This is a genomic window from Geodermatophilus obscurus (assembly GCF_900143215.1).
GTDB classification, from domain to species: domain Bacteria; phylum Actinomycetota; class Actinomycetes; order Mycobacteriales; family Geodermatophilaceae; genus Geodermatophilus; species Geodermatophilus obscurus_A.
Genome location: NZ_FRDM01000011.1, coordinates 48,290 through 74,840, shown reverse-complemented (window position 1 = coordinate 74,840; position 26,551 = coordinate 48,290). Strand labels below are relative to the sequence as shown.

General features: G+C 74.8%; 23 protein-coding genes. 7 read left to right on the top strand and 16 right to left on the bottom strand.

Annotated elements, in window-relative coordinates; translation table 11 throughout:
• Positions 1 to 17 precede the first annotated feature (17 nt).
• Entirely contained in the window at positions 18 to 1,019 is a 1,002-nt protein-coding gene (locus BUB17_RS12515; protein ID WP_141243008.1) for a ScyD/ScyE family protein, read from the bottom strand.
• Positions 1,020 to 1,148: 129 nt separating this feature from the next.
• On the bottom strand, positions 1,149 to 2,069 hold the full coding sequence (locus tag BUB17_RS12510) for a heme o synthase (RefSeq protein WP_083606305.1): 921 nt from the start codon (positions 2,067 to 2,069) through the stop codon (positions 1,149 to 1,151).
• Between the two features lie 380 nt (positions 2,070 to 2,449).
• Between BUB17_RS12510 and tkt the strand changes: the two genes are divergently transcribed.
• From tkt to BUB17_RS26850, 7 genes are all read left to right on the top strand, one after another.
• The gene (tkt, locus tag BUB17_RS12505) at positions 2,450 to 4,675 is read left to right on the top strand and encodes a transketolase (protein ID WP_072918408.1); all 2,226 of its coding nucleotides are present in this window, start codon (positions 2,450 to 2,452) and stop codon (positions 4,673 to 4,675) included.
• Positions 4,676 to 4,760: 85 nt separating this feature from the next.
• Positions 4,761 to 5,864, top strand: coding sequence for a transaldolase (gene tal, locus BUB17_RS12500; protein ID WP_072918407.1), 1,104 nt, complete (start codon positions 4,761 to 4,763; stop codon positions 5,862 to 5,864).
• Positions 5,865 to 5,910: 46 nt separating this feature from the next.
• Positions 5,911 to 7,509 carry a glucose-6-phosphate isomerase gene (locus BUB17_RS12495; RefSeq protein WP_072918405.1) on the top strand — a complete coding sequence of 533 codons (1,599 nt, stop codon included), beginning with the start codon at positions 5,911 to 5,913 and terminating at the stop codon, positions 7,507 to 7,509.
• A 105-nt stretch (positions 7,510 to 7,614) separates the two neighbouring features.
• Positions 7,615 to 9,132: a glucose-6-phosphate dehydrogenase gene (gene zwf / locus BUB17_RS12490; RefSeq protein ID WP_072918404.1), complete on the top strand. Its 1,518-nt coding sequence runs from the start codon at positions 7,615 to 7,617 to the stop codon at positions 9,130 to 9,132.
• A gap of 40 nt (positions 9,133 to 9,172) precedes the next feature.
• A complete protein-coding gene (locus tag BUB17_RS12485; RefSeq protein ID WP_072918402.1) occupies positions 9,173 to 10,294 on the top strand; it encodes a glucose-6-phosphate dehydrogenase assembly protein OpcA in 1,122 nt (373 codons plus the stop codon).
• A complete protein-coding gene (gene pgl, locus BUB17_RS12480; RefSeq protein ID WP_244277182.1) occupies positions 10,291 to 11,106 on the top strand; it encodes a 6-phosphogluconolactonase in 816 nt (271 codons plus the stop codon). Before BUB17_RS12485 ends, pgl begins: the two co-directional genes overlap by 4 nt.
• 100 nt (positions 11,107 to 11,206) lie before the next feature.
• Complete coding sequence (locus BUB17_RS26850; protein WP_175561352.1) at positions 11,207 to 11,365, top strand: hypothetical protein; 159 nt, start codon at positions 11,207 to 11,209, stop codon at positions 11,363 to 11,365.
• A gap of 104 nt (positions 11,366 to 11,469) precedes the next feature.
• On the opposite strand, the gene BUB17_RS12475 is transcribed toward BUB17_RS26850, so the two are convergent.
• The 14 genes from BUB17_RS12475 to BUB17_RS12410 form a co-directional block, all read right to left on the bottom strand.
• Positions 11,470 to 11,811 carry an RNA polymerase-binding protein RbpA gene (locus BUB17_RS12475; protein WP_072918401.1) on the bottom strand — a complete coding sequence of 114 codons (342 nt, stop codon included), beginning with the start codon at positions 11,809 to 11,811 and terminating at the stop codon, positions 11,470 to 11,472.
• A 208-nt stretch (positions 11,812 to 12,019) separates the two neighbouring features.
• The gene (gene secG, locus BUB17_RS12470; RefSeq protein ID WP_072918399.1) at positions 12,020 to 12,253 is read right to left on the bottom strand and encodes a preprotein translocase subunit SecG; all 234 of its coding nucleotides are present in this window, start codon (positions 12,251 to 12,253) and stop codon (positions 12,020 to 12,022) included.
• A gap of 35 nt (positions 12,254 to 12,288) precedes the next feature.
• Entirely contained in the window at positions 12,289 to 14,076 is a 1,788-nt protein-coding gene (locus BUB17_RS12465; protein WP_072918398.1) for an ABC transporter substrate-binding protein, read from the bottom strand.
• Positions 14,077 to 14,109: 33 nt separating this feature from the next.
• Complete coding sequence (tpiA, locus tag BUB17_RS12460; RefSeq protein WP_072918396.1) at positions 14,110 to 14,937, bottom strand: triose-phosphate isomerase; 828 nt, start codon at positions 14,935 to 14,937, stop codon at positions 14,110 to 14,112.
• 15 nt (positions 14,938 to 14,952) lie between these two features.
• The gene (locus BUB17_RS12455) at positions 14,953 to 16,146 is read right to left on the bottom strand and encodes a phosphoglycerate kinase (RefSeq protein WP_072918394.1); all 1,194 of its coding nucleotides are present in this window, start codon (positions 16,144 to 16,146) and stop codon (positions 14,953 to 14,955) included.
• A gap of 11 nt (positions 16,147 to 16,157) precedes the next feature.
• Positions 16,158 to 17,162 (bottom strand): type I glyceraldehyde-3-phosphate dehydrogenase, encoded by a 1,005-nt coding sequence (gene gap, locus BUB17_RS12450; protein ID WP_072918392.1) that lies wholly within the window; start codon positions 17,160 to 17,162, stop codon positions 16,158 to 16,160.
• A 218-nt stretch (positions 17,163 to 17,380) separates the two neighbouring features.
• Complete coding sequence (whiA, locus tag BUB17_RS12445; protein ID WP_072918527.1) at positions 17,381 to 18,361, bottom strand: DNA-binding protein WhiA; 981 nt, start codon at positions 18,359 to 18,361, stop codon at positions 17,381 to 17,383.
• 27 nt (positions 18,362 to 18,388) lie between these two features.
• On the bottom strand, positions 18,389 to 19,426 hold the full coding sequence (locus tag BUB17_RS12440) for a gluconeogenesis factor YvcK family protein (protein ID WP_244277181.1): 1,038 nt from the start codon (positions 19,424 to 19,426) through the stop codon (positions 18,389 to 18,391).
• A gap of 62 nt (positions 19,427 to 19,488) precedes the next feature.
• Positions 19,489 to 20,451 (bottom strand): RNase adapter RapZ, encoded by a 963-nt coding sequence (gene rapZ / locus BUB17_RS12435; RefSeq protein ID WP_083606304.1) that lies wholly within the window; start codon positions 20,449 to 20,451, stop codon positions 19,489 to 19,491.
• A gap of 100 nt (positions 20,452 to 20,551) precedes the next feature.
• Positions 20,552 to 22,837, bottom strand: a complete 2,286-nt coding sequence (gene uvrC, locus BUB17_RS12430; protein WP_244277180.1) for an excinuclease ABC subunit UvrC — start codon at positions 22,835 to 22,837, stop codon at positions 20,552 to 20,554.
• A gap of 69 nt (positions 22,838 to 22,906) precedes the next feature.
• Positions 22,907 to 23,827, bottom strand: coding sequence for an alpha/beta fold hydrolase (locus BUB17_RS12425; protein ID WP_072918389.1), 921 nt, complete (start codon positions 23,825 to 23,827; stop codon positions 22,907 to 22,909).
• A gap of 90 nt (positions 23,828 to 23,917) precedes the next feature.
• Positions 23,918 to 24,217 carry a hypothetical protein gene (locus BUB17_RS12420; RefSeq protein WP_072918524.1) on the bottom strand — a complete coding sequence of 100 codons (300 nt, stop codon included), beginning with the start codon at positions 24,215 to 24,217 and terminating at the stop codon, positions 23,918 to 23,920.
• A gap of 110 nt (positions 24,218 to 24,327) precedes the next feature.
• On the bottom strand, positions 24,328 to 25,557 hold the full coding sequence (locus BUB17_RS12415) for a saccharopine dehydrogenase family protein (RefSeq protein WP_072918387.1): 1,230 nt from the start codon (positions 25,555 to 25,557) through the stop codon (positions 24,328 to 24,330).
• A gap of 53 nt (positions 25,558 to 25,610) precedes the next feature.
• Positions 25,611 to 26,447, bottom strand: a complete 837-nt coding sequence (locus BUB17_RS12410; protein WP_072918385.1) for a VOC family protein — start codon at positions 26,445 to 26,447, stop codon at positions 25,611 to 25,613.
• Positions 26,448 to 26,551: the final 104 nt, after the last annotated feature.

Below are 26,551 nucleotides of genomic sequence, written 5' to 3'. Positions count from 1 at the left end.
CGCCGGGCCCGGCCGGGTCAGCGGTGCCGGCCGTCCGGCAGGTCCCCGACCCGCCAGACCTCGCCGTCGTAGGTGACCACGTAGGCGGTCCCGTCGACGAGCTCCATCGACGTCGGGCGGTCCAGTCCGGCGGCGACCACGTCGAAGCCGCCGTCCCGGTCCGCCACCAGCAGCCGGCCGGTGTCCGGCAGCGCCGGTGCCCCCTCCGGCCCGCCCTCGGGGAAGTCGCCCTGCGCGAGCGCGTACAGCGCGTGCCGGCCCGCCTCCACGTCGACGAGCAACCGTCCGCCCGAGGCGACGAGCTCGGGATCGGCCGACCGCAGGTCGAACGACAGCACCTGGCCGTCCTCCGGCAGGTGGGGGACGGGGCCGGCCAGGGAGAGGTACACCGTGCGGTCCACGAGGTCGAGCCCGAGCGGGACGACGTTGCCGAGCTGCAGCACCGTGCGGACCTCACCGTCCAGGGTCACCTGCAGCACGCGGTTGGCGTGCCCGTCGGTGACGAGGAAGCCGCCCCGGTACGCCTCCATCGCGTACGGCACACCGGTGGGCACGAAGAAGTCGAAGTCCGGGGGCGGCGGGTTCTCGATCGTCCACGCGCCGATGTCGGCGACGACCTCACAGGTGTCGTCCTCGACGCGGAAGACGCCGGTCACGGCGCTGCCACCGACGTCCGCGCTGACCATCGAGGTGAGGGCGTACATCGTCGAGTCGAGGAACGCGACGTCCATGGCGCCGCCGGCGTCCCCCACCAGCACCTGCGGAGGCAGGCACGAGGCGACGACCGTCGTCTCTCCGGTGTCCGGGTCGATCCGGGAGACCTCACCCGAGACGGGTTCGGGCACGTACAGCGCGCCGTCGGGACCCACCGTGCTGCCCGAGCCCCCCGCCAGGCCGGTGACCAGCAGTTCGGGGTCGTCGGCTTCTCGGGGCGGGTCCGCCTGCGCTGCCGCCGGCGCGGCGAGCGCGCCGAGCAGCACGGCCAGCAGGACCAGTGGCGCCCGTCGACGATCCCGCATGGCGACCTCCCCGACAGCGTCCCGCAGGCGCCGCACAGGCTAGGCGAGATCCGTCACCCCGACGTCACCGCGACGTCACCGCCGGCCCCGCCCGGAGCCTGCGAAGGATGGGGAGGACGGGGCCCTTCTTCAGACCAGGACGTCGACGATGATCGCGATGGAGAGCAGGGTCATGTAGGTGATCGAGACGTGGAACAGCTTCATCGGCCTGGTCTCCGCACCGGAGCGGATGCGCCGCAGCAGCCGGTGCGCCTCGACGACGAACCAGCCCCCCAGCGCGGCCGCGGCGGCGGTGTACACCCAGCCGATGCCGTAGCCGTCGGCCACCGGCCACAGCAGCAGCGAGACCGCGACGGTCAGCCAGGTCCAGACGACGGTCTGCCGACCGACCGACAACGGGCTGGCCACCACCGGGAGCATCGGGACGTCGGCGCGCGCGTAGTCGGCGCGGAACCGCATGGCCAGCGCCCAGAAGTGCGGCAGCTGCCAGCAGAAGACGACGCCGAAGAAGACCACCGCGGGCCAGGCCAGCGTGCCGGTGACCGCGGCCCAGCCGATGAGCACCGGCGCCGCCCCGGGCACTCCGCCGAACAGGGTCGAGTGCCGGGTGTGCCGCTTCAGCACGATCGTGTAGACCACGGCGTAGTAGGCGATAGCGCCCAGGGCCAGGACGGCGGCCAGCGGCGTGGTCGTGACGTACAGCAGCGCGACCGACAGGACCGTGAGCACCAGGCCGAACACCAGTGCGGCGCGCGGTGTCATCTCGCCGGTGACCAGCGGACGGCGCTCCGTCCGGTGCATGAGCCGATCGATGTCGCGGTCGTACCAGCAGTTGAAGACGTTGGCCGCGGCGGCGGCGAGGGTGCCGCCGGCCATGGTGGCCAGCAGCAGCTCCCAGGAGGGCAGCCCGCCGACGGCGAGCATCATCGCCGGCAGGGTCGTGATGAGCAGCAGCTCGATGATCCGCGGCTTGGTCAGCGCGACGTAGGCGCGGATCGTGGCCGACAGGCGCCGGCCCTGGACGGCCGGGCGTTCGGAGAGCGTCGTCACCGGGCGGCCACCGACGGGGTGTCGGCACGCCAGCAGGGCACCACCGGGCACGGCTCCACCAGGTACGGGAACAGCACGGGGTCCCTTTCGACCGGGGACGGGAGAACGGCCCAACTGTAGCCCGCGGCCACCCCGTCCTCCGGTGGGCATGACCAGGGTCTCCTCCCTGAGCAGACCACTAGGGTCGACCACGTTGGTGCTGCGCACGCAGCGGGTAGGGCCGACAACGATGACGGTGCGTCCTGGCAACGAGCAGCCGGGCCGGAGCTGACGCGAGGCCGGTCGCTGGGGCCAGGCACCGCCGTCCGCCCGGGTCGACAGGTCGCCGCAGCGCACCCGGGCGGTCCCGCACGGCCGACCCGAGGGAGCACGACAGACCGATGACCACCGACGACGCGACGAAGAGCACCGCGGCCGAGGCTCCGGCCGAGGCCGCCACCGACGCACCGACCGGCGATCCGCGCCAGCCGCACCCGACCCTCCCCGACGGCTTCGGGGAGCTCGACCGCCGCGCCATCGACACCGCGCGGGTGCTGGCGATGGACGCCGTCCAGAAGGTGGGCAACGGCCACCCGGGGACGGCGATGAGCATGGCCCCGACCGCCTACCTGCTGTTCCACAAGTGGCTCAGGCACGACCCCAGCGACCCGAACTGGGTGGCCCGCGACCGCTTCGTGCTGTCCATGGGCCACTCGAGCCTGACCCTGTACATCCAGCTCTACCTCTCCGGCTACGGCCTGGAGCTGGCGGACCTGCAGGCGCTGCGCACCTGGGGCTCGAGGACCCCCGGCCACCCCGAGGTCAACCACACGCCGGGCGTGGAGACGACGACCGGCCCGCTGGGCCAGGGCGTCGGCAACGCCGTCGGGATGGCGATGGCCGCCCGCCGCGAGCGCGGCCTGCTCGACCCCGACGCCCCCGACGGCGAGAGCCTGTTCGACCACACCATCTGGTGCTTCGCCTCCGACGGCGACATGGAGGAGGGCGTCAGCGGCGAGGCGTCGTCGCTGGCCGGCACGCAGCAGCTGGGCAACCTGGTCCTCGTCTACGACGACAACAGCATCTCCATCGAGGACGACACGAACGTCGCGTTCACCGAGGACGTCGGCAAGCGCTACGAGGCCTACGGCTGGCACGTGCAGCACGTCGACGACGGCGAGGACCTGGCCGCGGTCGACCGGGCCTTCGCCGCCGCCAAGGCCGAGACCGGCCGGCCCTCGCTCGTCGTGGTCCGCACGATCATCGCCTGGCCGGCCCCGAACAAGCAGAACACCGGCGCCTCGCACGGCTCGGCGCTCGGCGAGGACGAGGTGCGCGCCACCAAGGAGATCCTCGGCTTCGACCCGGATAAGACCTTCGACGTCGACGACGAGGTGCTGGCCCACGCCCGCTCGGTCGTGGAGGAGGGCCGCAAGGCGCGCGCGGAGTGGGAGGAACGGTTCGCCGCCTGGCAGCGCGAGAACGCCGACGCGGCCGCACTGCTCGACCGGATGCGCACCCGCACCCTGCCCGAGGGCTTCGGCACGGCCCTCCCGGACTGGGACGCCGACCCGAAGGGCGTGGCCACCCGCAAGGCCTCCGGCGAGGTGCTCGCCGCGCTCTACCCGGTGCTGCCCGAGCTGTGGGGCGGGTCGGCCGACCTGGCGGAGAGCAACAACACCGCGGTCAAGGGCGAACCGTCGTTCCTGCCCGCCGACCGGCAGACGAAGATGTGGTCGGGCGGGCCGTACGGGCGCACGCTGCACTTCGGCGTCCGCGAGCACGGGATGGGCGCGATCATGAACGGGATCGCCCTGCACGGCGGCACCCGCGTCTACGGCGGCACCTTCCTCACCTTCTCCGACTACATGCGCGGCGCGGTGCGGCTGGCCGCGCTCATGCAGCTGCCGGTCACCTACGTCTGGACGCACGACTCCATCGGCCTGGGCGAGGACGGCCCGACCCACCAGCCGATCGAGCACTTCGCCGCGCTGCGCGCCATCCCGGGGCTGGACGTCGTCCGCCCGGCCGACGCCAACGAGGTCGCCGTCGCCTGGCGCACCGTGCTGGAGAACAACGACCGCCCGGCCGGCCTGCTGCTGTCCCGGCAGAACCTGCCGGTGTTCGACCGGTCGGAGTTCGGCTCGGCCGAAGGCGTGGCCCGCGGGGCCTACGTGCTGGTCGAGGCGTCGAACGGCAGCCCCGAGGTGATCCTGCTCGGCACCGGCTCCGAGGTGCAGATCGCCGTGGCCGCCCGGGAGCGCCTGGAGGCCGACGGCGTGCCGACCCAGGTGGTCTCGGTCCCCTGCGTGGAGTGGTTCGCCGACCAGGACCAGGCCTACAAGGACGACGTGCTGCCGCCCACCGTCCGCGCCCGGGTCAGCGTCGAGGCCGGCGTGCCCATGGGGTGGCGTGAGTTCGTCGGCGACGCCGGCCGGATCGTCGGCCTCACCCACTACGGGGCCAGCGCCGCCTACTCCGTCCTGTACGAGCAGTTCGGCCTCACCGACGAGGCCGTCGTGGCCGCTGCCCGCGAGTCGATCGAGGCCGCCCGGGCGGGGAACGCCGTCCCCGCCGGCCCGGTTGCAGCCACAGGGGGCCTCCCCCACCCCACCGGCGATCTGTAAGGACCCTGTCGCCCCCCGACCCTCGCGAGCTCGGGCCGGGTCCCTGCGACAGGGCCGCTCCAGATCCACCTAGGAAGGCAAGGACATGGCACAGAACGAGAAGCTGGCCGAGCTGTCGTCGGCCGGGGTCGCCGTCTGGCTCGACGACCTCTCCCGCGACCGCATCCGCAGCGGGAACCTGCAGTCGATGGTCGACGAGTACAGCGTCGTCGGCGTCACCACCAACCCGACCATCTTCGCCGCGGCGATCAGCGGGTCGGAGTCCTACGACGACCAGCTGCACGCCCTCGCGGTGCGCTCGGTCAGCGTGGAGGAGGCGCTGCGCACCATCACCGCCGCCGACGTCCGGGACGCCTGTGACCTGCTCCGGCCGGTCGCCGAGCGGCAGCCCGGCGACGGCCGGGTGTCGCTGGAGGTCGCTCCCGGCCTGGCCCACGACACCGACGCGACGGCCGCCGAGGCCGCGCACCTGTGGTGGCTGGTCGACCGGCCGAACCTCTACATCAAGATCCCGGCCACCGAGGCCGGACTCCCGGCCATCACGACGTCCATCGCCCGGGGCATCAGTGTGAACGTCACCCTCATCTTCAGCCTCGAGCGGTACCGGGCGGTCATGGACGCCTACCTGTCCGGGCTGGAGCAGCGGCTGGCCGAGGACGCCGACGCGAACCTGTCGGGCATCGCCTCGGTGGCGTCGTTCTTCGTGTCCCGCGTGGACACCGAGATCGACAAGCGGCTGGAGAAGGTGGGCGCCGACCACCTCAAGGGCAAGGCGGCGCTGGCCAACGCGCAACTGGCCTACCAGGCCTACGAGGAGGTCTTCTCCTCCGACCGCTGGAGTGCGCTGGAGGCCAAGGGCGCCAGGCCGCAGCGGCCGCTGTGGGCCTCCACCGGCGTGAAGAACCCCGAGTACCCCGACACCCTCTACGTCAGCGAGCTCATCGCCCCCGGCACGGTGAACACCATGCCGGAGAAGACGATGAAGGCCTACGCCGACCACGGCGAGCCCGGCACCCCGGTCCAGCAGACCTACGAGGACGCCGCCTCGGTGCTGAAGGCCGTCGCCGACGCCGGCGTCGACCTCGACGACGTCTTCCGGGTGATCGAGGACGAGGGCGTGCAGAAGTTCGCCGACTCGTGGGACGAGCTGACCGAGTCCGTGCGCGGCGAGCTCCAGGACAAGAAGTGACCCCACCCGGCGGGACGCGACCGACGAGCGCCGGCGGCGAGGCCGGGTGACCTTCGCGTTCCGCTGTACCGGGCTCGACGTCCCCGAGCCGGTGCGGACCCAGCTGGCCGACGACGACGTCGCCGCCCGGCTGGTGGCCGAGGACCCCACCCTGTGGGGGCCGGAGGCCGAGCGCGAGGCCGCGGTCCGGCTGGGCTGGCTGGACCTGCCGGCGACCTCACGGCCGCTGGTGGGCCGGCTGGCCGAGCTGCGCGCCGAGCTGCGGTCCGAGGGCCTGGACCGGGTGGTGCTCTGCGGGGTGGGCGGCTCGTCGCTGGCGCCGGAGGTGATCTGCCGGACGGCGGGCGTGCCGCTCGTCGTCCTGGACACCACCGATCCGCAGCAGGTCGCCGCCGCGCTGACGGACCTGGACCGCACCGTCGTCGTGCTCAGCGCCGAGTCCGGCGGCACGGTGGAGACCGACAGCCAGCGGCGCGCGACCATCCAGGCGTTCGCCGACGCGGGCCTCGACGAGAAGCAGATCGGGGCCCGGTTCGTCGTCGTCACCCACCCCGGCTCGCCGCTGGCGGAGACCGCCGCGGCCATGGGCGTCCGCGAGGTGTTCCTCGCCGACCCGCACGTCGGCGGCCGCTACAGCGCGCTGTCGGCCTCCGGCCTGGTGCCTGCAGCGCTGGCCGGGGCCGACGTCGGCGCGCTGCTCGAGCAGGCCGCCGAGCTCGCCGAACACCTGGCCGAGCCCGGCAACGCCGCGCTCGAGCTGGGCGTGGCGCTGAGCGCGGGCTTCCGCACCGGTCGCGACAAGGTCGCCCTCGCCGACGGCGGCTCGGCGATCCCCGGCTTCGGCGACTGGGCCGAGCAGCTGGTCGCCGGGTCCACCGGCAAGGACGGCCGCGGGCTGCTGCTGGTCGTCGTCGAGTCGCCCGACGCCCCCGGCGCCACCGCCCCGGACGCGCTGCTGGCCGTCGTCGGCGGCGGCCCGGTCCCGCCGGGCCCCTCCGTCGGCGTGACCGGCCCGCTCGGTGCACAGTTCCTCGGCTGGGAGTACGCCACCGCCGTGGCCGGGCGGGTGCTCGGCACCAACCCGTTCGACCAGCCGGACGTGGCGGAGTCCGAGGAGAACACCCTGCGGCTGCTGGACGCCGGCCTGCCCGCCGAGCCGCCGCTGGCGACGATCGGCGCCGTCGAGCTGCGTGCGCCCGGCGGGCTGCTCGGGGGAGTGGACCTGCGCCAGCACGACGGGGTGGCCCTGGCCCTGCAGGCGCTGCTGGCCGCCGTCCCGCCGCGGGGCTACCTCGCGGTGATGGCCTACCTGGACCGGATAGCCGACGCCCGCGCCGGCGAGCTGCGGGCGGCGCTGGCCCGGCACACCGAGCACGCCGTCACCTTCGGGTGGAGCCCGCGCTCCCTGCACTCCACCGGCCAGTACCACAAGGGCGGCCCGCGGACCGGCGCGTTCCTGCAGGTCACCGGGGCCGTCGCGGCGGACCTCCCGGTGCCCGACCGGCCCTACGGCTTCGCGACGCTGCAGGCCGCCCAGGCCGCCGGTGACCGGCAGGCCCTGGTCGCGCGGCAGCGGCCGCTGCTGCACCTGCACCTGACCGACCGGGCCGCGGGCACCGGCCAGCTGCTCGACGCGCTCGGCTGAGCAGCCTCGGGGAAGATCAGGGTCCACGAGCGCACCCGCACCACCCGCCGCCCGGTGCACCGCCGCGCCGGACGGCGGCCACCCACCCGACCACGAGGACGGACCATGATCTCCAACCCGCTGCGCGATCCGCGGGACCGGCGGTTGCCCCGCGTACCCGAGCCCTGCGCCCTGGTCGTCTTCGGCATCACCGGGGACCTCGCGCGCAAGAAGCTGCTGCCGGCGGTCTACGACCTGGCCAACCGCGGTCTGCTGCCGACCAACTTCGCCCTGCTGGGCTTCGCCCGCCGCGACTGGGGCGACGAGGACTTCGCCGAGCTGGCCCGCGAGGCCGCGCGCAAGGCCGCCCGCACCCCGTGGCGGGAGGAGGTCTGGGAGCGGCTGGCCGGCAGCGTGCGCTTCGTGCAGGGCTCGTTCGACGACGACAACGCCTTCGACCAGCTGGCCGCCACCCTCGGGGAGCTCGAGGGCACCCACGGGATCGGCGGCAACGCCGCCTTCTACCTGTCCATCCCGCCGGCGATGTTCCCGGTCGTGCTCAAGCAGATGCAGCGCACCGGCATGGCCGACAGCACCTCCGGACGGTGGCGCCGGGTCGTGGTGGAGAAGCCGTTCGGCACCGACCTGGCCTCCAGCCGGGAGCTCAACGAGCTGGTCGACTCGGTGTTCACCGCCGAGGACGTCTTCCGGATCGACCACTACCTGGGCAAGGAGACCGTCCAGAACCTGATGGCGCTGCGGTTCGCCAACGAGCTGTTCGAGCCGGTCTGGACCGGCCACCACGTCGACTCGGTGCAGATCACCATGGCCGAGGACGTCGGGATCGGCGGGCGGGCCCAGTTCTACGAGGAGACCGGCGCCGCCCGCGACGTGCTGCAGAACCACCTGCTGCAGCTGCTGGCGCTCACCGCGATGGAGGAGCCGGTCGAGTTCTCCGCCGAGGAGATCCGCACCGAGAAGCTCAAGGTCCTGCGGGCCGTCTCGCTGCCCGAGGACCTCCGCACCTTCGCCGTGCGCGGCCAGTACGAGCAGGGCTGGCTGGCCGGCCAGCGGGCCACCGGCTACCGGCAGGAGGAGGGCGTCGACGCGCGCTCGACCACCGAGACCTACGCCGCCGTCCGGCTCGGCGTGGAGACCCGCCGCTGGGCCGGCGTGCCGTTCTACCTGCGCACCGGCAAGCGGCTGCCACGGCGGGTCACCGAGATCGCGCTGGTCTTCAAGCAGGCTCCGCACCTGCCCTTCGCCGACACCGACACGGAGGAGCTGGGCAACAACCAGCTGGTCGTGCGGGTGCAGCCCGACGAGGGGGTCACCCTGAAGTTCGGGTCGAAGGTGCCCGGCAGCGTGATGGAGGTCCGCGACGTGTCGATGGACTTCCTCTACGGCGAGCAGTTCACCGAGGCCAGCCCCGAGGCCTACGAGCGGCTGCTGCTGGACGTCCTGCTCGGCGACGCCACGCTCTTCCCCCGCAACGCGGAGGTCGAGGCGTCGTGGGCGGTGATCGACCCGCTCGAGGAGTTCTGGGCCGGGACGACGCCGCAGCCCTACCGGGCCGGCGAGTGGGGGCCACGGGCGGCCGACGAGATGCTGGCCGCCGAGGGCCGACGGTGGCGGCGCCCGTGAGGCGCCGACCCGCTGCAGCCGCCCGACGGGAGGGAACCCGATGACGACCCTGTGGGACACCACCGGCTCCGCCGTGGTCAAGGAGCTCGCCGCCCAGCGGCGCACCGGCGGTGCGGTGCTCTCCGGCGTGGCGCTGACCCTGGTGGTCGTGGCCGACGAGAACCGGGTGGCCGAGGCCGAGGAGGCCGCGACCGCCGCCGCCGAGCAGCACCCCTGCCGGCTGCTGATCGTCGTCCGCCGGCAGATCGAGGCGCCGACCCCGCGGCTGGACGCCGAGGTGCTGATCGGCGGGCGACTGGGCCCCGGTGAGGCCGTGGTCATGCGCATGTACGGCCGGCTGGCGCTGCACGCCGAGTCGGTGGTGCTGCCACTGCTGGCCGCCGACGCCCCCGTGGTGACCTGGTGGCACGGCACGCCGCCGGAGCAGCTGGCCACCGACGCGCTGGCGGTGATCGCCGACCGGCGGATCGCCGACAGCTCGCTCGCCGAGGACCAGCAGGCCGCGCTGCGCGCCCGCGCCGAGGACTACGTGCCGGGCGACACCGACCTGGCCTGGACCCGCAGCACGCCGTGGCGGTCCACGCTCACCTCGACGGTGGACTCGGTGTCCGGACGCCGCGGCGACGCCGTCCGGGTGCTGGGCGGACGGGTCGAGGGCGATCCGGGCAGCGCCACGGCGCTGCTGACGGCCGGCTGGCTGAGCGCGCGCTGCGGCCTCGAGATCCCGGTGGTGTCCGGCGAACGCCGCCCCGGGCCGAGCGGCGTCTCCGCCGTGGTGCTGGAGCTGGACCAGGACGAGCAGGTGCGGGTGGAGGCCGACCGTCGCGGCGGAGCGGTGATCAGCCAGCCCTACCGGCCGGAGGCGACGGTGGCCCTGCCCGAGCGGCAGCTCGGCGACCTGATCGGCGAGGAGCTGCGCCGCCTCGACCCCGACGAGCCCTTCGCGGAGGCACTGGAGAGCACCACCGGCGTGCCGGACCTGGCGTACCGGTCCGCCGTGCGCGAGTACGTGTGGCGCGACCCCGCCGAGGAGAACGCCGGCAGCGGCGGGGAGACGCTGGCCGCCGTCCCGCTGGACTCGGAGGGCACGGACGAGGTCGCCCAGCAGGGCGTGGACGACGCCGACCAGGGCGCCCGCGATGCCGGGCAGGCCGTCCCGTGACGCTGCCTCCCGGGGACCGCGCCGCCGCCCGGATGGCCGCGGGCGGTCACCCCACGCCGGACGTCGTCGTCGAGCCCGATGCCGACCGGCTGGCCCGCGCCGTCGGCGCGGCGCTGGTCGCGCGGCTGGCCGCCGCCCAGGCCGTGCACGGAACGGCGTCGGTCGTCCTCACCGGCGGGGGCATCGGCACCGCCGTCCTCGAGCGGGTCGCCGACCTGGTCCGCGAACCCGTGCGCGAGCGGGTGGACTGGGCCGCGGTCGACGTCTGGTGGGGCGACGAGCGCTGGGTGCCCGCCGACGACGGCGACCGCAACGAGCTGGGCGCCCGGCAGGCGCTGCTGGACCCGGCCGGTGTCCCGGCGGAGCGCGTCCACGCCATGCCGGCCTCGGACGCCGGGTTCGCCGAGCCCGAGGACGCCGCCGCCTGGTACGCCGACCAGCTGGCCGCCGCGGCGCCGGAGGGGCAGCCGCTCCCCCGCATCGACCTGCTGCTGCTCGGCATGGGCCCGGAGGGGCACGTGGCGTCGGTCTTCCCCGGCACGCCGGCGGTCGCCGACGAGCGCACCGTGTTCGCGGTGCGCAACTGCCCCAAGCCGCCGCCGACCCGGATCAGCCTCGGCTTCTCCGCGATCAACGCGGCCGAGGAGGTGTGGCTGCTGGTCTCCGGCGCGGCCAAGGCGCCGGCCGTGGCGCGGGCGCTGACCGGTGGCACGACGCCCGAGGAGCTGCCCGCGGCCGGCGTGCACGGGCGCCGGGCGACCCGCTGGCTGCTGGACGCCGAGGCCGCCGCGGAACTCGCCGGTCAGGGCTGACCGGGGGCTGCGGCCCCTGGTGCGGGAGGTGCCGGCGGCGCACACTGCGGACCGCGACCGGTAGCCGCCCGGCCGCCGTCCCACCGCCGTGGAGACCGTGATGACGCTTCCCGCCCCGGCCGTCCGCCGCACGCCCCGCCAGGCGCCGGTCGACGTCCCCACCACACCCCTCGGGCACCCGGGCTGCTACTGGAACTGGGAGCGGGCGGCCTGGGTGGCGTGGGCAACCGTGCCGCACCCGCGGACCGCCCGCGAGTGAGCTCGGCCCGGGCCCGCCACGTGGCCCCGTCCCGAGGCTCACCCCCAGCTTGCGAGGGGTGAGGGGGACGGGGTCCTTCTACGGTAGGCGAGCAGCGGGTCCTCTCAGGCGCCGCGGCGGGCCCGCAGCTTGGCCAGCGCCTCCTCGAGGAGGGCGTCGCCGTCGGCGTCGCTGCGCCGTTCGCGGACGTAGGCCAGGTGGGTCTTGTAGGGCTCGGTCCGCGGCGCGGGTGGCGGGGCCGCCTGGTCCTGGCCGGCGGGGAGCCCACAGCGCGGGCAGTCCCACAGCTCGGGCACCTCGGCGTCCGAGGCGAAGGACACCTCCGTCTCGTGCCCCTGGGCGCACCAGAACGGCACCCGCCGGCGGGGAGCGGTCTCCCCGCGCTCGGCCTCCCCCATCGGCCCGGCGCCCACCCGCGTGCCCCGGATCGCATTACCACCAGCCACGAGTGCCCCCTGTGCGTCTCAGCGGTGTGCAGCGACCCAGCGGTCGCCCGGGCAGTCTATGGCCAGGATCTTGCCGCGCGGAGGACTTTGGTCCCGGTGGCCTCGGCGTTCGCCGGACCGCCGTCAGCCCGTGCCGGCTCCCCGGAGGACTCCGCCGCGGTGTGCTGACGTGCTGGAACGAGGAGTGGGGGGGACGCGGGGTCCTCCCTCAGGCCTTGAGCAGGATGCCCAGGGCGACGATGCAGACCGTCCAGATCAGGCCGGTGAACACGGTGAGCCGGTTGAGGTTCTTCTCCACCACCGAGGAGCCGGACAGCTGCGAGGAGACCGCGCCGCCGAACATCGAGGACAGGCCACCGCCCTTGCCGCGGTGCAGCAGGATCAGCACCACGAGGAGCACGCTGGTGAGCACCAGCAGCACGTTGAGGACCAGCTCGACCATGTCCCGAGGGTAACCGACCGTCGGCGTCCCCCCGGTCAGCGGACGCCGGCGGTCGCCAGGTCGTAGCTCGTGTAGGGGCCCATCACCACGCCGTTGCGCAGCCGCTGGCCGGCCAACAGCTGCACCCGCGACTCGGCCAGCGGCACGTACGCGCCGGTCGCGGTGGCCGCCGTCGCCACCTCGCGCCAGGCCGCACGGGCCGCCTCCGGGTCGCCGGCGGCCGCGCGGGCGGCGTCGATGAGCCCGTCGACGGCGGGGTCACGCAGGCGGGCGAAGTTGGTGTTGCCGACGGTGCTGACCGACCGGCCGTCGACCAGCGGCACGAGGAACGAGCCGGGGGTCGGGAAGTCGGCGGTCCAGGTGGCCAGCACGATGCCGATCCCGTTGTCGCGGACCCGGTCGGGGTTACCGACCTCGGTCGCGTAGAAGCTCGGCGCGTCCAGCGCCCGCACCTCGGCCTGGATACCGATGCGGGACAGCTGCCCGGCCAGCTCCTCGGCCACGGCCACGCCGGTCGGGGCGTCCGAGACGGCGAGCACGGTGCTGAAGCCGTCCGGTCGGCCGCAGCCGGCCAGGGATTCCCCGGCGGTGGCGGGGTCGGCGGTCGGGTCGGTCTCCTCGGGCCCGCCGGCCACGCCGTGCGGCCACAGCCGAGAGGTGCGCACGGCCTCCGCGGGCCCGCCGAGCACCTCCTGCACGGCCGCGCGGTCCACGACCGCGGCGACCGCGGCCCGGCAGGCCGGGTCGTCGAACGGCGCGACGTCCGTCGGCAGCGCGAGCAGCCGGACCACGTTGGTGGTCACCTCGTCGATCCGGTCGACCAGCCGGACCTCGCCGCCGGTGTCCTCGCCGAGCCGGGCGGTGGTCGGCGCCTGGATGCCGGCGCCGGAGATGTCGACGTCGGCGGACCCGGCCAGCAGCGCCTGGTCCCGCTGCACACCGGTCAGCCCGGTGCGCACGACGACCCGGTCGGGCAGCGCGGTGCGGACGTCGTCGGTGGCCGGGTCCCACTGCGGGTTGCGCTCTAGCACGATGCCCGTGACGTCATCCCGCGTGGCGACCAGGTAGGGGCCGGAGGAGACCGGGTCGCGGCCGTAGTCGGCCCCGGTGTCGTGCTCCGCCGGGACCGGGCTGCTGGAGGGCAGCGCCATGACGTACGGGAAGTCCGGCTGCGGCGCGCGCAGCCGGAAGGTGATGGTGCGGTCGTCGGGTGTCTCCACCGAGGCCAGGCCCAGCCGGCCGGGCGTCTCGTCCTGGTACGGGCCGGCGTAGGGGTTGCCCGGGTCGTCGAGCAGCTCCACCACGCGGGTCGGACCGCCGACGACCACGTCGGAGGCGAACGAGCGCTCGATGCCGTACTTGACGTCGCGCGAGGTGATCGGCTGGCCGGTCTCGAACCGCGCCCCCTCGCGGAGGGTGAAGGTCCAGGTGGTCCCGCCGTCCGGCGTGGTTCCCAGATCGGTCGCGAGGTCGGGCACCAGCTCGTCGGTGCGGCCGGGCTCGGAGGCGTAGCTGACCAGGGTGCGGGTGTAGAGCCGCATGAGGTTCCACACGCCGGGGAGGTAGGAGCGCTGCGGATCGAGGTTGTCGACCTCGCCGGTCACCACCCGCAGCGTGCCCCCGGGAGCCTCGGACGGCGCCCGGACCGAGGTGACCCCGGCGTCCGGGCCGTCGCCGAGGACGGGGAGGGCGGCGCGGTCCTCGCCGGCGTTGGCGCAGCTGACCGCTACCCCGACCACCAGCAGGACGACGGCAGCGATGCCGGCGACCCGGCCGCGGGTGCCCCGCACCCAGCCGGGGCCCCGCTCCAGCGTGCTGTCCACTCCACCCGCTCCCCGCCTGTCCGGCGGCGGCGGTCAGCCGACGTCGGCGGCTGTCCGACAGATCTGCGCGAACTCGTCGGCGTCCAGGCTGGCGCCACCGACGAGTGCACCGTCGACGTCCGGCCCGGCCAGGATCCCGGCCGTGTTCGCGGCCTTCACCGACCCGCCGTAGAGGATACGGACGATCCCGGCGGTCTCGGCGCCGAAACGCTCGGCGAGCCGTGACCGCAGGGAACCGCACACCTCCTGAGCGTCCTCGGGGGTGGCCACCTCGCCGGTGCCGATCGCCCACACCGGTTCGTAGGCGAGGACAATGCCGGTGCCCTCACCGGGCGCGGTCAGCTGCTCGGCGGTCAGGCCCTCGAGCGCGGCGTCGAGCTGGGCGGTGCAGTGCGCGACGTGCTCGCCGGCCCGGCGGACGTCCAGCCCCTCCCCCACGCACAGGATCGGGACCAGGCCGTGCCGCAGCGCCGCCTGCACCTTGCCGGCCACCACGGCGTCGTCCTCATCGTGCAGCGCGCGCCGCTCGGAGTGGCCGACGACGACGTACCGGCAGGCCAGCGCGGCGAGCATCGCGCCGCTGACCTCGCCGGTGTAGGCGCCGGAGTCCTGCACGGAGAGGTCCTGCGCCCCGTAGCCGATCTCCAGCTTGTCGCCGTTGACGAGCGTCTGCACGCTGCGCAGCGCGGTGAACGGGGGGAGGACGACGACCTCCGCGGCCTCCAGCTCGGGCTCCTTGAGGCTGAAGGCCAGCTTCTGCACCAGGCCGATGGCCTCGAGGTGGGTGAGGTGCATCTTCCAGTTGCCGGCGATGAGCGGCCGGCGCCCCTCACGGCGGACCGGGGTGCCCCTGCGTGCCATGTCCGTCCTCCTCGCTCAGTCGGCCAGCACTGCGAGGCCGGGCAGCTCCCGGCCCTCGAGGTACTCCAGCGACGCGCCGCCGCCGGTGCTGATGTGGCCGTAGGCGGCCTCGTCGAGCCCCAGCTGGCGCACCGCGGCGGCCGAGTCGCCGCCGCCGACGACGGACAGCCCGTCGACCGCGGCCACCGCCTCGGCGACCCCGCGGGTGCCGGCCTGGAACGGCGCGAGCTCGAACACGCCCATCGGCCCGTTCCAGAAGACGGTGCGGGCGCCGCCCAGCTCGCGGCCGAACGCCTCGACCGTGCGCGGGCCGACGTCCAGGCCCAGCTGGTCGTCCGGGATCGACCCGACGGGGACCGTGGTGGTCGCCGCCTCGGCGCTGAACTCCGGCGCGCAGACGACGTCGAGCGGCAGCACGATGCGGTCGCCGGCCTGGGCCAGCAGCCTCCGGCAGGTCTCGACCTGGTCGGCCTCCAGCAGCGACTTCCCGACCTCGTGGCCCTGGGCGGCCAGGAAGGTGAAGCACATGCCGCCGCCGACGAGCAGCCGGTCGACCTTGGGCAGCAGCGCCTCGATGACGGCGAGCTTGTCGCTGACCTTCGAGCCGCCGAGCACCACGACGTAGGGCCGCTGCGGGTCCTGGGTCAGCCGGGTCAGCACGTCGAGCTCGGTGGCGACCAGCCGGCCGGCGACGTGCGGCAGCCGCAGCGCGACGTCGTACACCGAGGCGTGCTTGCGGTGCACGGCACCGAAGGCGTCGTCGACGTAGACGTCGGCGAGGGCGGCCAGCCGGTCGGCCAGCTCGCCCCGCTCGGCGTCGTCCTTCGAGGTCTCGGCGGCCTCGAAGCGGACGTTCTCCAGCAGCAGGACGTCGCCGTCGCCGAGCGCGCCGGCCTGGGCGCGGGCGTCGTCCCCGGCGACGTCGGCGGCCAGCGGGACGTCGGTGCCCAGCAGCTCGCCGAGCCGCGCCGCTACCGGGGCCAGCGAGTACTGCGGGTCCGGTGCGCCCTTGGGGCGGCCCAGGTGCGCGGCGACGACGACGCGCGCACCGGCGTCGCGCAGCGCCTGCACCGTGGGCAGGCTGGCGCGGATCCGGCCGTCGTCGGTGATGGCCCGGGTGGTCTTGTCCAGCGGGACGTTCAGGTCGGCGCGCACGAGCACGCGCCGACCCGAGACGCCCTCGGCGAGCAGATCGTCGAGGGAACGCACGGCGCGCCGCGTCAGAGCGAGCGGCCGACGAGCTCGACGGAGTCGACGAGCCGGTTCGAGTAGCCCCACTCGTTGTCGTACCAGCCGAGCACCTTGACCATCGGGCCGAAGACCTTGGTCAGCTTGCTGTCGTAGATGCAGCTCGCCGGGTCGGTGACGATGTCGGAGGAGACGATCGGCGCGTCGGTGTACCTGAGGATCCCGGCCAGCGGGCCCGCGGCGGCCTCGCGGTAGGCGGCGTCGACCTCGTGGGCCGACACCTCGCGGGAGAGCTGGACGGTGAGGTCGGTGGCCGAGCCGGTGGGTACGGGGACGCGGACGGCGTACCCGTCGAGCTTGCCCTGCAGCTCGGGCAGGACCAGGCCGATCGCCTTGGCCGCACCGGTCGAGGTGGGGACCATGTTCAGCGCGGCGGCGCGGGCGCGGCGCAGGTCCTTGTGCGGGCCGTCCTGCAGGTTCTGGTCGGCGGTGTAGGCGTGGATCGTGGTCATGAGACCGCGCTCGACGCCGAAGCCGTCGTTGAGCACCTTGGCCAGCGGGGCCAGGCAGTTGGTCGTGCAGGACGCGTTGCTGATGATCGTCTGCGAGCCGTCGTACTTCTCGTCGTTGACGCCCATGACGATGGTCAGGTCGTCGCCGGTGGCCGGCGCCGAGATGATCACCTTCTTGGCGCCCCCGGCGTCGACGTGCTTGCGGGCGTCGTCGGCCTTGGTGAAGAAGCCGGTGGACTCGACGACGACGTCGACGCCCAGGTCGCCCCACGGCAGGTTGGCCGGGTCGCGCTCGGAGAGCACCTTCATGGTCTTCCCGGCGATCTTGATGCCCTCGCCGTCGGCGGCGACGTCCTCGGACAGCACGCCCAGGATGCTGTCGTACTTGAGCAGGTGCGCCAGGACCTCGGGGCTGGTCAGGTCGTTGACCGCCACGATCTCGATGTCCTTGCCGCTGGCCGCGGCCGCCCGCCAGAAGTTGCGCCCGATCCGGCCGAACCCGTTGATGCCCACCCGTACGGTCACAGCAGACCTCCCATGTCTGTTCGGTGGAGCTCGTCTAGTCGGTGGAGCTGCAGGAGCCGCACACGTGCGCGACCTCACCGGGCACTGACCCTATCGGTCCCGGCACGACGCGGCCCGGGTCGCCCGACAGGGCGACCCGGGCCCGGTGACAGGCTGGAACGGCCCTCCTGCAGGGCCCCGCCACGAGCCTGCGAGCGGTGGGGGGCAGGAGGGCCCTTTCACTGGGTGAGCATGTCCTCGGTCACGACCGACTCGGTGTCGGGGATGCCGAGGTCCTTGGCCCGCTTGTCGGCCATGGCCAGCAGCCGGCGGATCCGACCCGCGACGGCGTCCTTGGTCATCGGCGGATCGGCGCGCTGACCGAGCTCCTCCAGCGACGCCTGGCCGTGCTCCAGCCGCAGCCGACCGGCGACCAGCAGGTGCTCGGGAGCGTCGCCGTCGAGGATCTCCAGCGCCCGCTCCACGCGGGCGCTGGCGGCGACCGCCGCCCGGGCGGAGCGGCGCAGGTTGGCGTCGTCGAAGTTGGCCAGCCGGTTGGCGGTGGCCCGGACCTCGCGGCGCATCCGCCGCTCCTCCCAGGCCAGCACCGCGTCGTGGGCGCCCATGCGGGTCAGCAGCGCGCTGATCGCATCGCCGTCGCGGACGACGACCCGGTCGGCGCCGCGCACCTCGCGGGCCTTGGCGGCGATCCCGAGCCGGCGGGCCGCGCCCACCAGCGCCATCGCGGCCTCCGGGCCCGGGCAGGTGACCTCCAGGGAGGAGGAGCGCCCGGGCTCGGTCAGCGAGCCGTGCGCGAGGAAGGCCCCCCGCCAGGCGGCCTCGGCGTCGTTGAGGCCGCCGCTGACCACCGACGGCGGCAGCCCGCGGACCGGCCGGCCGCGCTGGTCGACCAGCCCGGTCTGCCGCGCCAGGCCCTCGCCGTGCTTGGCGATCCGGACCAGGTAGCGCACCCCACGGCGGATGTTGCCGCCCGCCAGCACGCTGACGCCGCTCGTGTAGCCGTAGACCTCGCTGATGTCACGGCGCAGCCGGCGTGCCACCGAGCCGGTGTCGAGCTCGGCCTCGATGACCACCCGGCCACCGACGATGTGCAGGCCGCCGCTGAAGCGCAGCAGTGCCGTGACCTCCGCCTTGCGCTCGGAGGTCTTCGTGCACTCCACACGCGACAGCTCGTCCTTGACCATGGCCGTCATCGCCATGCCGTCCACCCCCATGTTCCCCCGGGCTCACCAAGCCCCATGTGCGGCGTTCCCTTCGTCTCCCTCTCGTACCGGTCCCGGTACGAGAGGTTGCGGTACCCGCTCGCTTATTTCCATGCCCTGTCGCGCCGCGACCACGGACCGGAGCGCCTCGCGGAGAGCTCCGGCCAGGCGCACCGGGTCGTGTCGCGGCACGCCGCGGTCCTCGGCGACCGGGGCCAGCACGAGCTCGGCACCGCACTCACGTACCGCAGACAGGAGACCACAGCGGTCAACCACCGTTCCCTCATCGGCGATCACCGTGTGCAATGCCACTCCGCCGAGATGGCTCTGCAGCACGGTCAGGTGCTCCTCCGGTGAGAAGTCGTCGGTCTCCCCCGGCTGGGGTTCGAGGTTGAGGACGACGACCACCCGGGCGTGGCTCGCGGCGAGCGCGGCGCGCAGCCGCGGCACCAGCAGGTGCGGCAGCACCGACGTGTACCAGGACCCCGGGCCCAGCGAGACGACGTCGGCGGTGGCGATGGCGTCGAGCACGTCGGGGTGCACCGGCGGGTCGGCCGGCGACAGCCGGATCTCGCGCACCCGGCCCGGCGTCGTGGCGATCGCCACCTGACCGCGGATGGTGCGGGCCCGCGCCGGGTCGTCGGGGTCGGTGGTCTCCACCCGCGCGACCAGGTCCAGGGGGACGTCGGCCATCGGCAGCACCCGCCCGCAGGCGCCCAGCAGCCGGCACACGTCGTCCAGCGCCCGGACGGTGTCCCCGCCGTGCATCTCGACGAGCCCGGTCAGCACCAGGTTGCCCACGGGGTGGCCGGCGAGGACGCCGCTGCCGCCGAGCCGGTGCTGCAGGAGCGCCGCCATCTGCCGGGTGTCGGCGTCGTCGCCGGCCAGCGCGGTGAGCGCCATCCGCAGGTCGCCCGGCGGCAGGACCGGCATCTCCCGCCGGATCCGCCCGGAGGAGCCGCCGTCGTCGGCGACGGTGACGACCGCGGTCAGGTCCGGCGTGATCCGCCGCCAGGCGGCGAGCGCCGCCGCCAGCCCGTGACCGCCGCCGAAGGCGACCACGCGCGGCGGCCGGACCGCGGCCCCGTCCGGTCCGGCGGACGGGGTCTGCTCCGCGGCCCCCACTACTCGCGGCCCAGGTCGCGGTGCTGGACGGTGGCGTCGATGCCGTCGGCGCGCAGCCGGCGGGCGAACTCCTCGGCGATGGCGACGCTGCGGTGCTTCCCGCCGGTGCAGCCCACGGCGAGGGTCAGGTAGCGCTTGCCCTCGCGGCGGTAGCCGGGGATGAGCAGCCGCAGCACGTCGGTGTAACGGTCGAGGAAGGGCCGGGCGGCGTCCTGGCCGAGGACGTAGTCGCGGACGTCCGGGTCCTGACCGGTGTGCGGGCGCAGGTCGGGCAGCCAGTGCGGGTTGGGCAGGAAGCGGGCGTCGACGACCAGGTCGGCGTCCAGGGGCAGGCCGTACTTGAACCCGAAGCTGAGCACCGTCGCGGTCAGCGGCGGCGTCTTGCCCTCGCGGGCGAAGGCGTTCTCCAGCGTGGCGCGCAGCTGGTGGATGTTGAGGTCGCTGGTGTCGACCCAGAGGTCGGCCTCGCCTGCGATGCCGGTCAGCAGCGCCCGCTCCTCGGTGATGCCGTCGATGAGCGTGCCGGTGCCCTGCAGCGGGTGCTCCCGCCGGTTGGACTCGTAGCGGCGGACCAGCACCTCGTCCCGCGCGTGCACGTAGACCACCCGCGGGCGGTGGCCGGCCTCGGCGAGCACCCGGATCGCCTCCTGCAGGTCGCTGGAGAACGCCCGGCTGCGCACGTCCACGACGGCGGCGAAGCGGCGGACGTCGCCGCGGGCGCCGAGCTCGACCATGGGCAGCAGCAGCGCCGGCGGCAGGTTGTCGACGACGAACCAGCCGAGGTCCTCCAGCACCCGCCCGGCGCTGTTCTTGCCGGCGCCGGAGAGGCCGGTGACGACGACGACGTCCAGCGGCGGCGTCTCGGTGGAGGTGGGGTCCAGCGGTACGGGGACCTCGCTGTGCGGGTGCCCGGGGGCGCCGGGCGGCACCTCGAGGTGGGCGGTCCCGGCCTGCTCCGTCACGATGCTCCCCGTTCGATTCCGGCTCCCCGTTCGATCCCGGCTCCCCGTTCGATCCCGCCCGGCGGCGCCGGTTCGACCACCGGCGCGATCGCAGAGCCGCTCACGACGCCACCAGCCCGACCTCGGCGGTGGCGCCGGAGCCGCTGCGGGGGGTGCCGCGCTCGGCCGGGCCGGCCGGGGCGGTCGTCGTCTCGACGGTCTCCTCGGTGGGCGCGGCGTCGTCCGCCGGCCCGCTCTCCCCCGGCTCCGGTTGTGCTCCCGTCGCCTCCTCCACCTCCGGCTGTGCTCCCGTCGCCTCCTCCACCTCCGGCTGTGCTCCCGTCGCCTCCTCCACCTCCGGCTGTGCTCCCGTCGCCTCCTCCGCCTCCGGCTGTGCTCCCGTCGCCTCCTCCACCTCCGGCTGTGCTCCCGTCGCCTCCTCCACCTCCGGCTGTGCTCCCGTCGCCTCCTCCACCTCCGGCTGTGCTCCCGTCGCCTCCGGCTGCGCCACCGCCGCGAGCACGGCCTCCGCCGTCCGCCGGCCGATGCCGGGCACGGCCACCAGCTCCTCGACGGTGGCGGCCCGCAACCGCTTGAGTGATCCGAACTGCTTCATCAGCGCCTTCCGCCGCGTCTCCCCGAGGCCGGGGACGTCGTCCAGCAGGGAGACCAGCATGCTGGTGGACCGCTTCTGCCGGTGGTAGGTGATCGCGAAGCGGTGCGCCTCGTCGCGGACCCGCTGCAGCAGGTACAGCGCCTCGGAGGTGCGCGGCAGGATGACCGGGTCCGACTCCCCGGGCAGCCACACCTCCTCCATGCGCTTGGCCAGCCCGCAGACGGCGACGTCGACGATGCCCAGCTCGTCGAGGGACCGGGCGGCCGCGGCGACCTGCGGGGCGCCGCCGTCCACCACGAGCAGGTTCGGCGGATAGGCGAACCGGCGCGGCCGGCCCTCCTCCGCCGCGACCCCCTGCTCGTCGCGGCGATCCTGCTCCTCCTTGAGGTGGCGGGCGAACCGGCGGCGGACGACCTCGGCCATCGCCGCGGTGTCGTCGGTTCCGTGGGTGACGGAGAACCGCCGGTAGTCGGACTTCTTCGGCAGACCGTCCTCGAAGACGACCATGCTGGCCACCACGTTGGTCTGCTGGACGTGCGAGACGTCGATGCACTCGATGCGCAGCGGCGCGTCGGGCAGCTCCAGCGCCTCCTGCAGCTCCGACAGCGCCAGCGAGCGGGCGGTGAGGTCGCTGGACCGCTTGACCCGGTGCCGTGCGAAGGCTTCCTTGGCGTTGCGCTCCACCGTCTCCAGCAGGGCCCGCTTGTCGCCCCGCTGCGGCACCCGCAGGCTCACGCGGCTGCCGCGGAGCTCGCTGAGCAGCTCCTCGTAGACGTCGGCGTCGTCGGGCAGCTCGGGGACGAGCACCTCCCGGGGCACCGCCTCGCCCGCCTCCCCCACGCCGGTCGCCTCGTCGACGCCGCCGTAGACCTGCAGCACGAACTGCTCGACCAGCTCGCCGGTGGTGACCTCCTCGACCTTGTCGACGATCCACCCGCGCTGGCCGCGGACCCGCCCGCCGCGGACGTGGAAGACCTGCACGGAAGCCTCCAGCTCGTCCTGGGCGAAGGCGACCACGTCGGCGTCGGTGCCGTCCCCGAGGACGACGGCCTGCTTCTCCATCGCCCGCTTGAGGGCACCGAGGTCGTCGCGCAGCCGGGCGGCCTTCTCGTACTCCATCGCCTCGGCAGCCTCGGCCATCTCGCGCTCGAGGCGGCGGACCATCTGGTCGGTGCGGCCGGCCATGAAGTCGCAGAAGCCGTCGACGATCTCCCGGTGCTCCTCGGCGGAGACCCGCCCGACGCAGGGCGCGGCGCACTTGCCGATGTAGCCGAGCAGGCAGGGCCGGCCGATCTGGCCGGCGCGCTTGAAGACGCCGGTGGAGCAGGTGCGCGCCGGGAAGACCCGGGTCAGCGTGTCGAGCGTCTCGCGGATGGCCCAGGCGTGCGCGTACGGCCCGAAGTAGCGGACGCCCTTCTTCTTCGGGCCGCGCATCACCTGCAGCCGCGGGTACTCCTCGTTCAGCGTGACCGCCAGCGAGGGGTAGCTCTTGTCGTCGCGGTAGCGGACGTTGAACCGCGGGTCGAACTCCTTGATCCAGTTGTACTCGAGCTGGAGGGCCTCGACCTCGGTGCCGACGACGGTCCACTCGACGCTGGCCGCCGTGGTCACCATCTGCCGGGTGCGCGGGTGCAGGCCCGCCACGTCGGCGAAGTAGCTGTTCAGCCGCTGCCGGAGGCTCTTGGCCTTGCCGACGTAGACCACCCGGCCGTTGGGGTCGCGGAACTTGTAGACACCGGGCGACTCCGGGATGCTGCCGACCGCCGGTCGGTACGTGGACGGGTCGGGCATGCACCCCAGGTTAGGTGGGCCGGACGACGCTTCGCCGACCAGATGACACCGGTGTGGTTCGGACGCCGGTCAGCCGCCGAGCCGGGCCCCCAGCCAGGCCAGCAGGTCGGCGGTCACCTCGTCGCGGTTGGTCTCGTTGAAGACCTCGTGCCGGGCGTCGGGGTAGATCCGCAGCTCGACCGGCAGGCCGCGGTCGCGCAGCAGGTCGGCCAGGGCGGTGACCTGGGCGGCGTCCACCCCGCCGACCGGGTCGCGCTGACCGGCCAGCAGCAGCACCGGCAGCCCGTCGGGCAGGCCGGCCACGCCCCCGGGGGTCGCCGCCCGCGTCACGAGCTCGAACATCCCGGCGCCGTAGCGGTACGTCGGCGGGACGTCGTCGCCGCACAGCGGGTCGGCCACGTAGGCGTCGACCTCGCCGGCGTCGCGGGTCAGCCAGTCGAAGGGGGTGCGGGCCGGCTCGAAGGGGGCGTTGAAGGCGCCCAGGGCGTCCATCGGCTGGTCGCCCATCCCGCCGGCGACGGCCGCCTCCAGCTGCGGCACCGCCGCGGCCAGCTGCGGCGCGACGCCTATCGGCCCGGACAGCACCAGACCGGCCAGGTGCACGCCGTCCCGCTCGGCGGAGGCGAGCGCGACCGCGGAGCCCAGGGAGTGGCCCAGCAGGAAGGCCGGGACGCCGGGGTGGTCGGCAGCCAGCCGCTGCGCCAGGTCGCGGACGTCGTCGAGGACGGCGTCGCTGCTCGCGCCCTCCCCGAAGCCGCCCGGTCCGGTCGACTCCGCCGTGCGCCCGTGCCCCCGCTGGTCGAGCGCAGTGACGGCGAGGCCCCGCGCGGTGAGCGCGCGGGCCAGCCGCCCGTAGCGGCCGGCGTGCTCGGAGAGCCCGTGCACGAGCTGCACGGTGCCCCGCACCGCGCCGTCGGGCGTCCAGCGGCGCTCGGCCAACCGGATGCCGTCGGCGGCCTCGGCCCAGGTGGCGGGGGCAGGGTCGGTCATCGCGGCAGGCCTCCTCGGACGGCGTCGTCGCCGGTCAGCCTGCCTTCTCCCCACCGGCCGCGCAGGGCGGCCCGGTGCCGCCCGCCGGCGTCAGCCCACCGGACGCGACCGGTGCACAGCTCCCGCCCGGGGCGCCTGCGCCACGACCGCTGCGCCGGCCCGCCGGGCCAGGCGGACCGCTCGCCCGCCCAGCACGAGCGCGGACACCAGTCCCACCCCACCGGCCAGGAAGGCCACCGCGCCCGGCACCGCCTCGCCGGTGACGGCGAGCACCGCAACGGTCACCAGGGCGAGCAGGACGACCGTGGACCGCACGCCGCCCCCGGGTGGGGACGTCGGCGAGCCGCAGGTGGACAGGTCCGGATCACAGTCGGGCGTGAGCGCACCCACCGGCGCCTCCTCGGTCGGGGACCCGTCACGCCGACACGGCAGCGTGACGTCGGTCACACGGAGCGTAGGGCGCAGGTCGCCCTGCGCTCAAGTCCGCCGGTATCGCCCGTTCAGGTCTCCCTGACCTCGTAGGTGTGGCCGGCGGCACGCACCCGCTCCACCAGCACGGACCCGAGCGCGGTGGCCGGGGTGAGCGAGCCGGCGCGGCCGGGCAGCCGGTCGCCGTCCAGGGTCAGCCCGAGCGCCGTCTCGCCCAGCATGACGGCGGTGGCGGCGTAGCCGGGGTCGCCCTTACCGGCGGCGGTGGCGCGGTAGCGGCGTCCGCTCCCGGTGGTCGCGTCGACCTCCATGCGGAACCAGCCGCGGGCCCGGGTCTGCTCGCCGGGGCCGGTGCCGGGTTCGGGCAGCACCCGGTCGAGCAGGGCGCGGGTCGGCGGCAGGCTCATCGCGGCGGCGACGCCGACCAGCCCGGCCGTGACCGCAGTGGCCGTCGCGGCGCCGGGGACCCCCCGCCCGCAGCCCAGCACCTCGCCGTAGCGCAGCCCGCGGCCGTACGCCCAGTCCTGGAGGGCGTTGCTGCGCCGGACGACGCGGGTGTTGAACGGGGCCATGAGGAAGGTCGCCGTCCACCGGCCGTCCGGGGTGCGCGACGGCGGAGCGGCGTCGCGGGGCTGGCGGGTGTCGGGCTCGGCGCCGCGGTCGGGGCTGAGCGCGAACGGGTCGCCGGCCAGCCGGCGCGCCGTGGGGTCGCGGCGCATCTCCTCGACCTGGGCGCGGACGGAGTCGACGGTGCCGCCGCTGAAACCGCCGCGCGCGGTGGCGACCAGCTGGACGTCGCGCAGGCCGCCGGCGCCGTCGGCTCGCGCCCGCTCGGCGAGCAGGAGAGCCGAGAGGTCGGAGGGGATGGAGTCGTAGCCGCAGGCGTGCACGATCCGGGCACCGGTGTCGCGGGCGACCGCGTCGGTGCTGTCGATGGCGCGGCGGACGAACAGCACCTCGCCGGTGAGGTCGGCGTAGTGGGTGCCGGCCCGGGCGCAGGCCTCGACGACGGGCAGCCCGTGGCGGACGTACGGGCCCACCGTGGTGGCGAGCACCCGGGTCGAGGCCGCCAGCGCGGCCAGCGAGGCGGCGTCGGTGGAGTCGGCCTCGACCAGCGGCCAGTCGCGGGCGGCCGCCGGCAGCTCGGCGCGCACCTGCTCGAGCCGGCTCCGGGACCGGCCGGCCAGCGCGATGCGCAGGCCGGCCGGGGCGGCGCCGGCGAGGTACGCGGCGAGCAGCCGGCCGACGAAGCCGGTGGCGCCGTAGACGACCAGGTCGTAGGTGCGGGCGGCGTCGGGCACCCGGCCATCCTCGCCCGGGTGCCCGACCGCCGCTCAGCGGGCGCCGGGCGGGCTCACCACTCGCCGTCGGGCGGGGTGAACTGGGCGATCGTGAACTCCGCCCCCTGGGGGTCGCGCAGGAGGGCGTTCCTCGTCCACAGGTCGTCGGAGGAGGTCACCACGGTCGCGCCGAGCCGCTCGGCGGTGGCGGCGCTGTCGTCGCGGTCGGCCGCGGTGAAGGTGACCTGCCAGCGGGCCGGTTCTCCCGCCGGGACCACCACGAGGGCCCCGATGACGTCGGCGAACCCCCGCGGCGCCGACGCCTGCCGCTCGTGGATGCCCGGGTCCACGGTGGCCGCCAGGTGGTCGCCGTATCCCGGGACCTGGATCATCGTGCCGGCCCCCTGCTCCATGTCCACGGCGAGCCAGCCGAACAGCGGGCCGTAGAAGGCCGTCGCGGCGTCGCGGTCGGGGGTGTGGAGGTCGCTGAAGTTCCAGGTGCCCGGCGTGTTGGTCAGCTGGGCCCCGAGGCGGCGGCGAGGCTGCCAGAGCCGGAACTCCGCCCCGGCGGGGTCGGTGCACGTGGCCGCACGGCCGCCGGGTCCGGCGTCCTCGGGTCCGGCGCGGACCGTGCCGCCGAGCCGGGTCACCGCGGCTGCCGTGGCGTCCGCGTCGTCGACCGCGACGTAGGTGTGCCACGCCGCGGTGTCCGACGTGCCGGGGCCGATCGCGGCGACGTCCTGCCCGTCGATGGTGGCGATGAGGTAGGTCCCCGGCGCACCGGGCGGCACCGCGTCGGTGAGCGTCCAGCCGAAGAGCCCGGCGTAGAAGCGGGCCGCCTCGGCCGGATCGGGCTGCTCCGTGTCGATCCAGCAGGTCACACCGTGCGGGTAGGTCCGCGGCTGGACCATCTCGGCACCTCCGTTCCCGTCGCCTCCGACGCTAGCGACGGGGGATGACGGCAACGAGGGCTCCGGCCGGGCCGGCCGGGCCGGACGCCCGGCGTCCGGCCCGG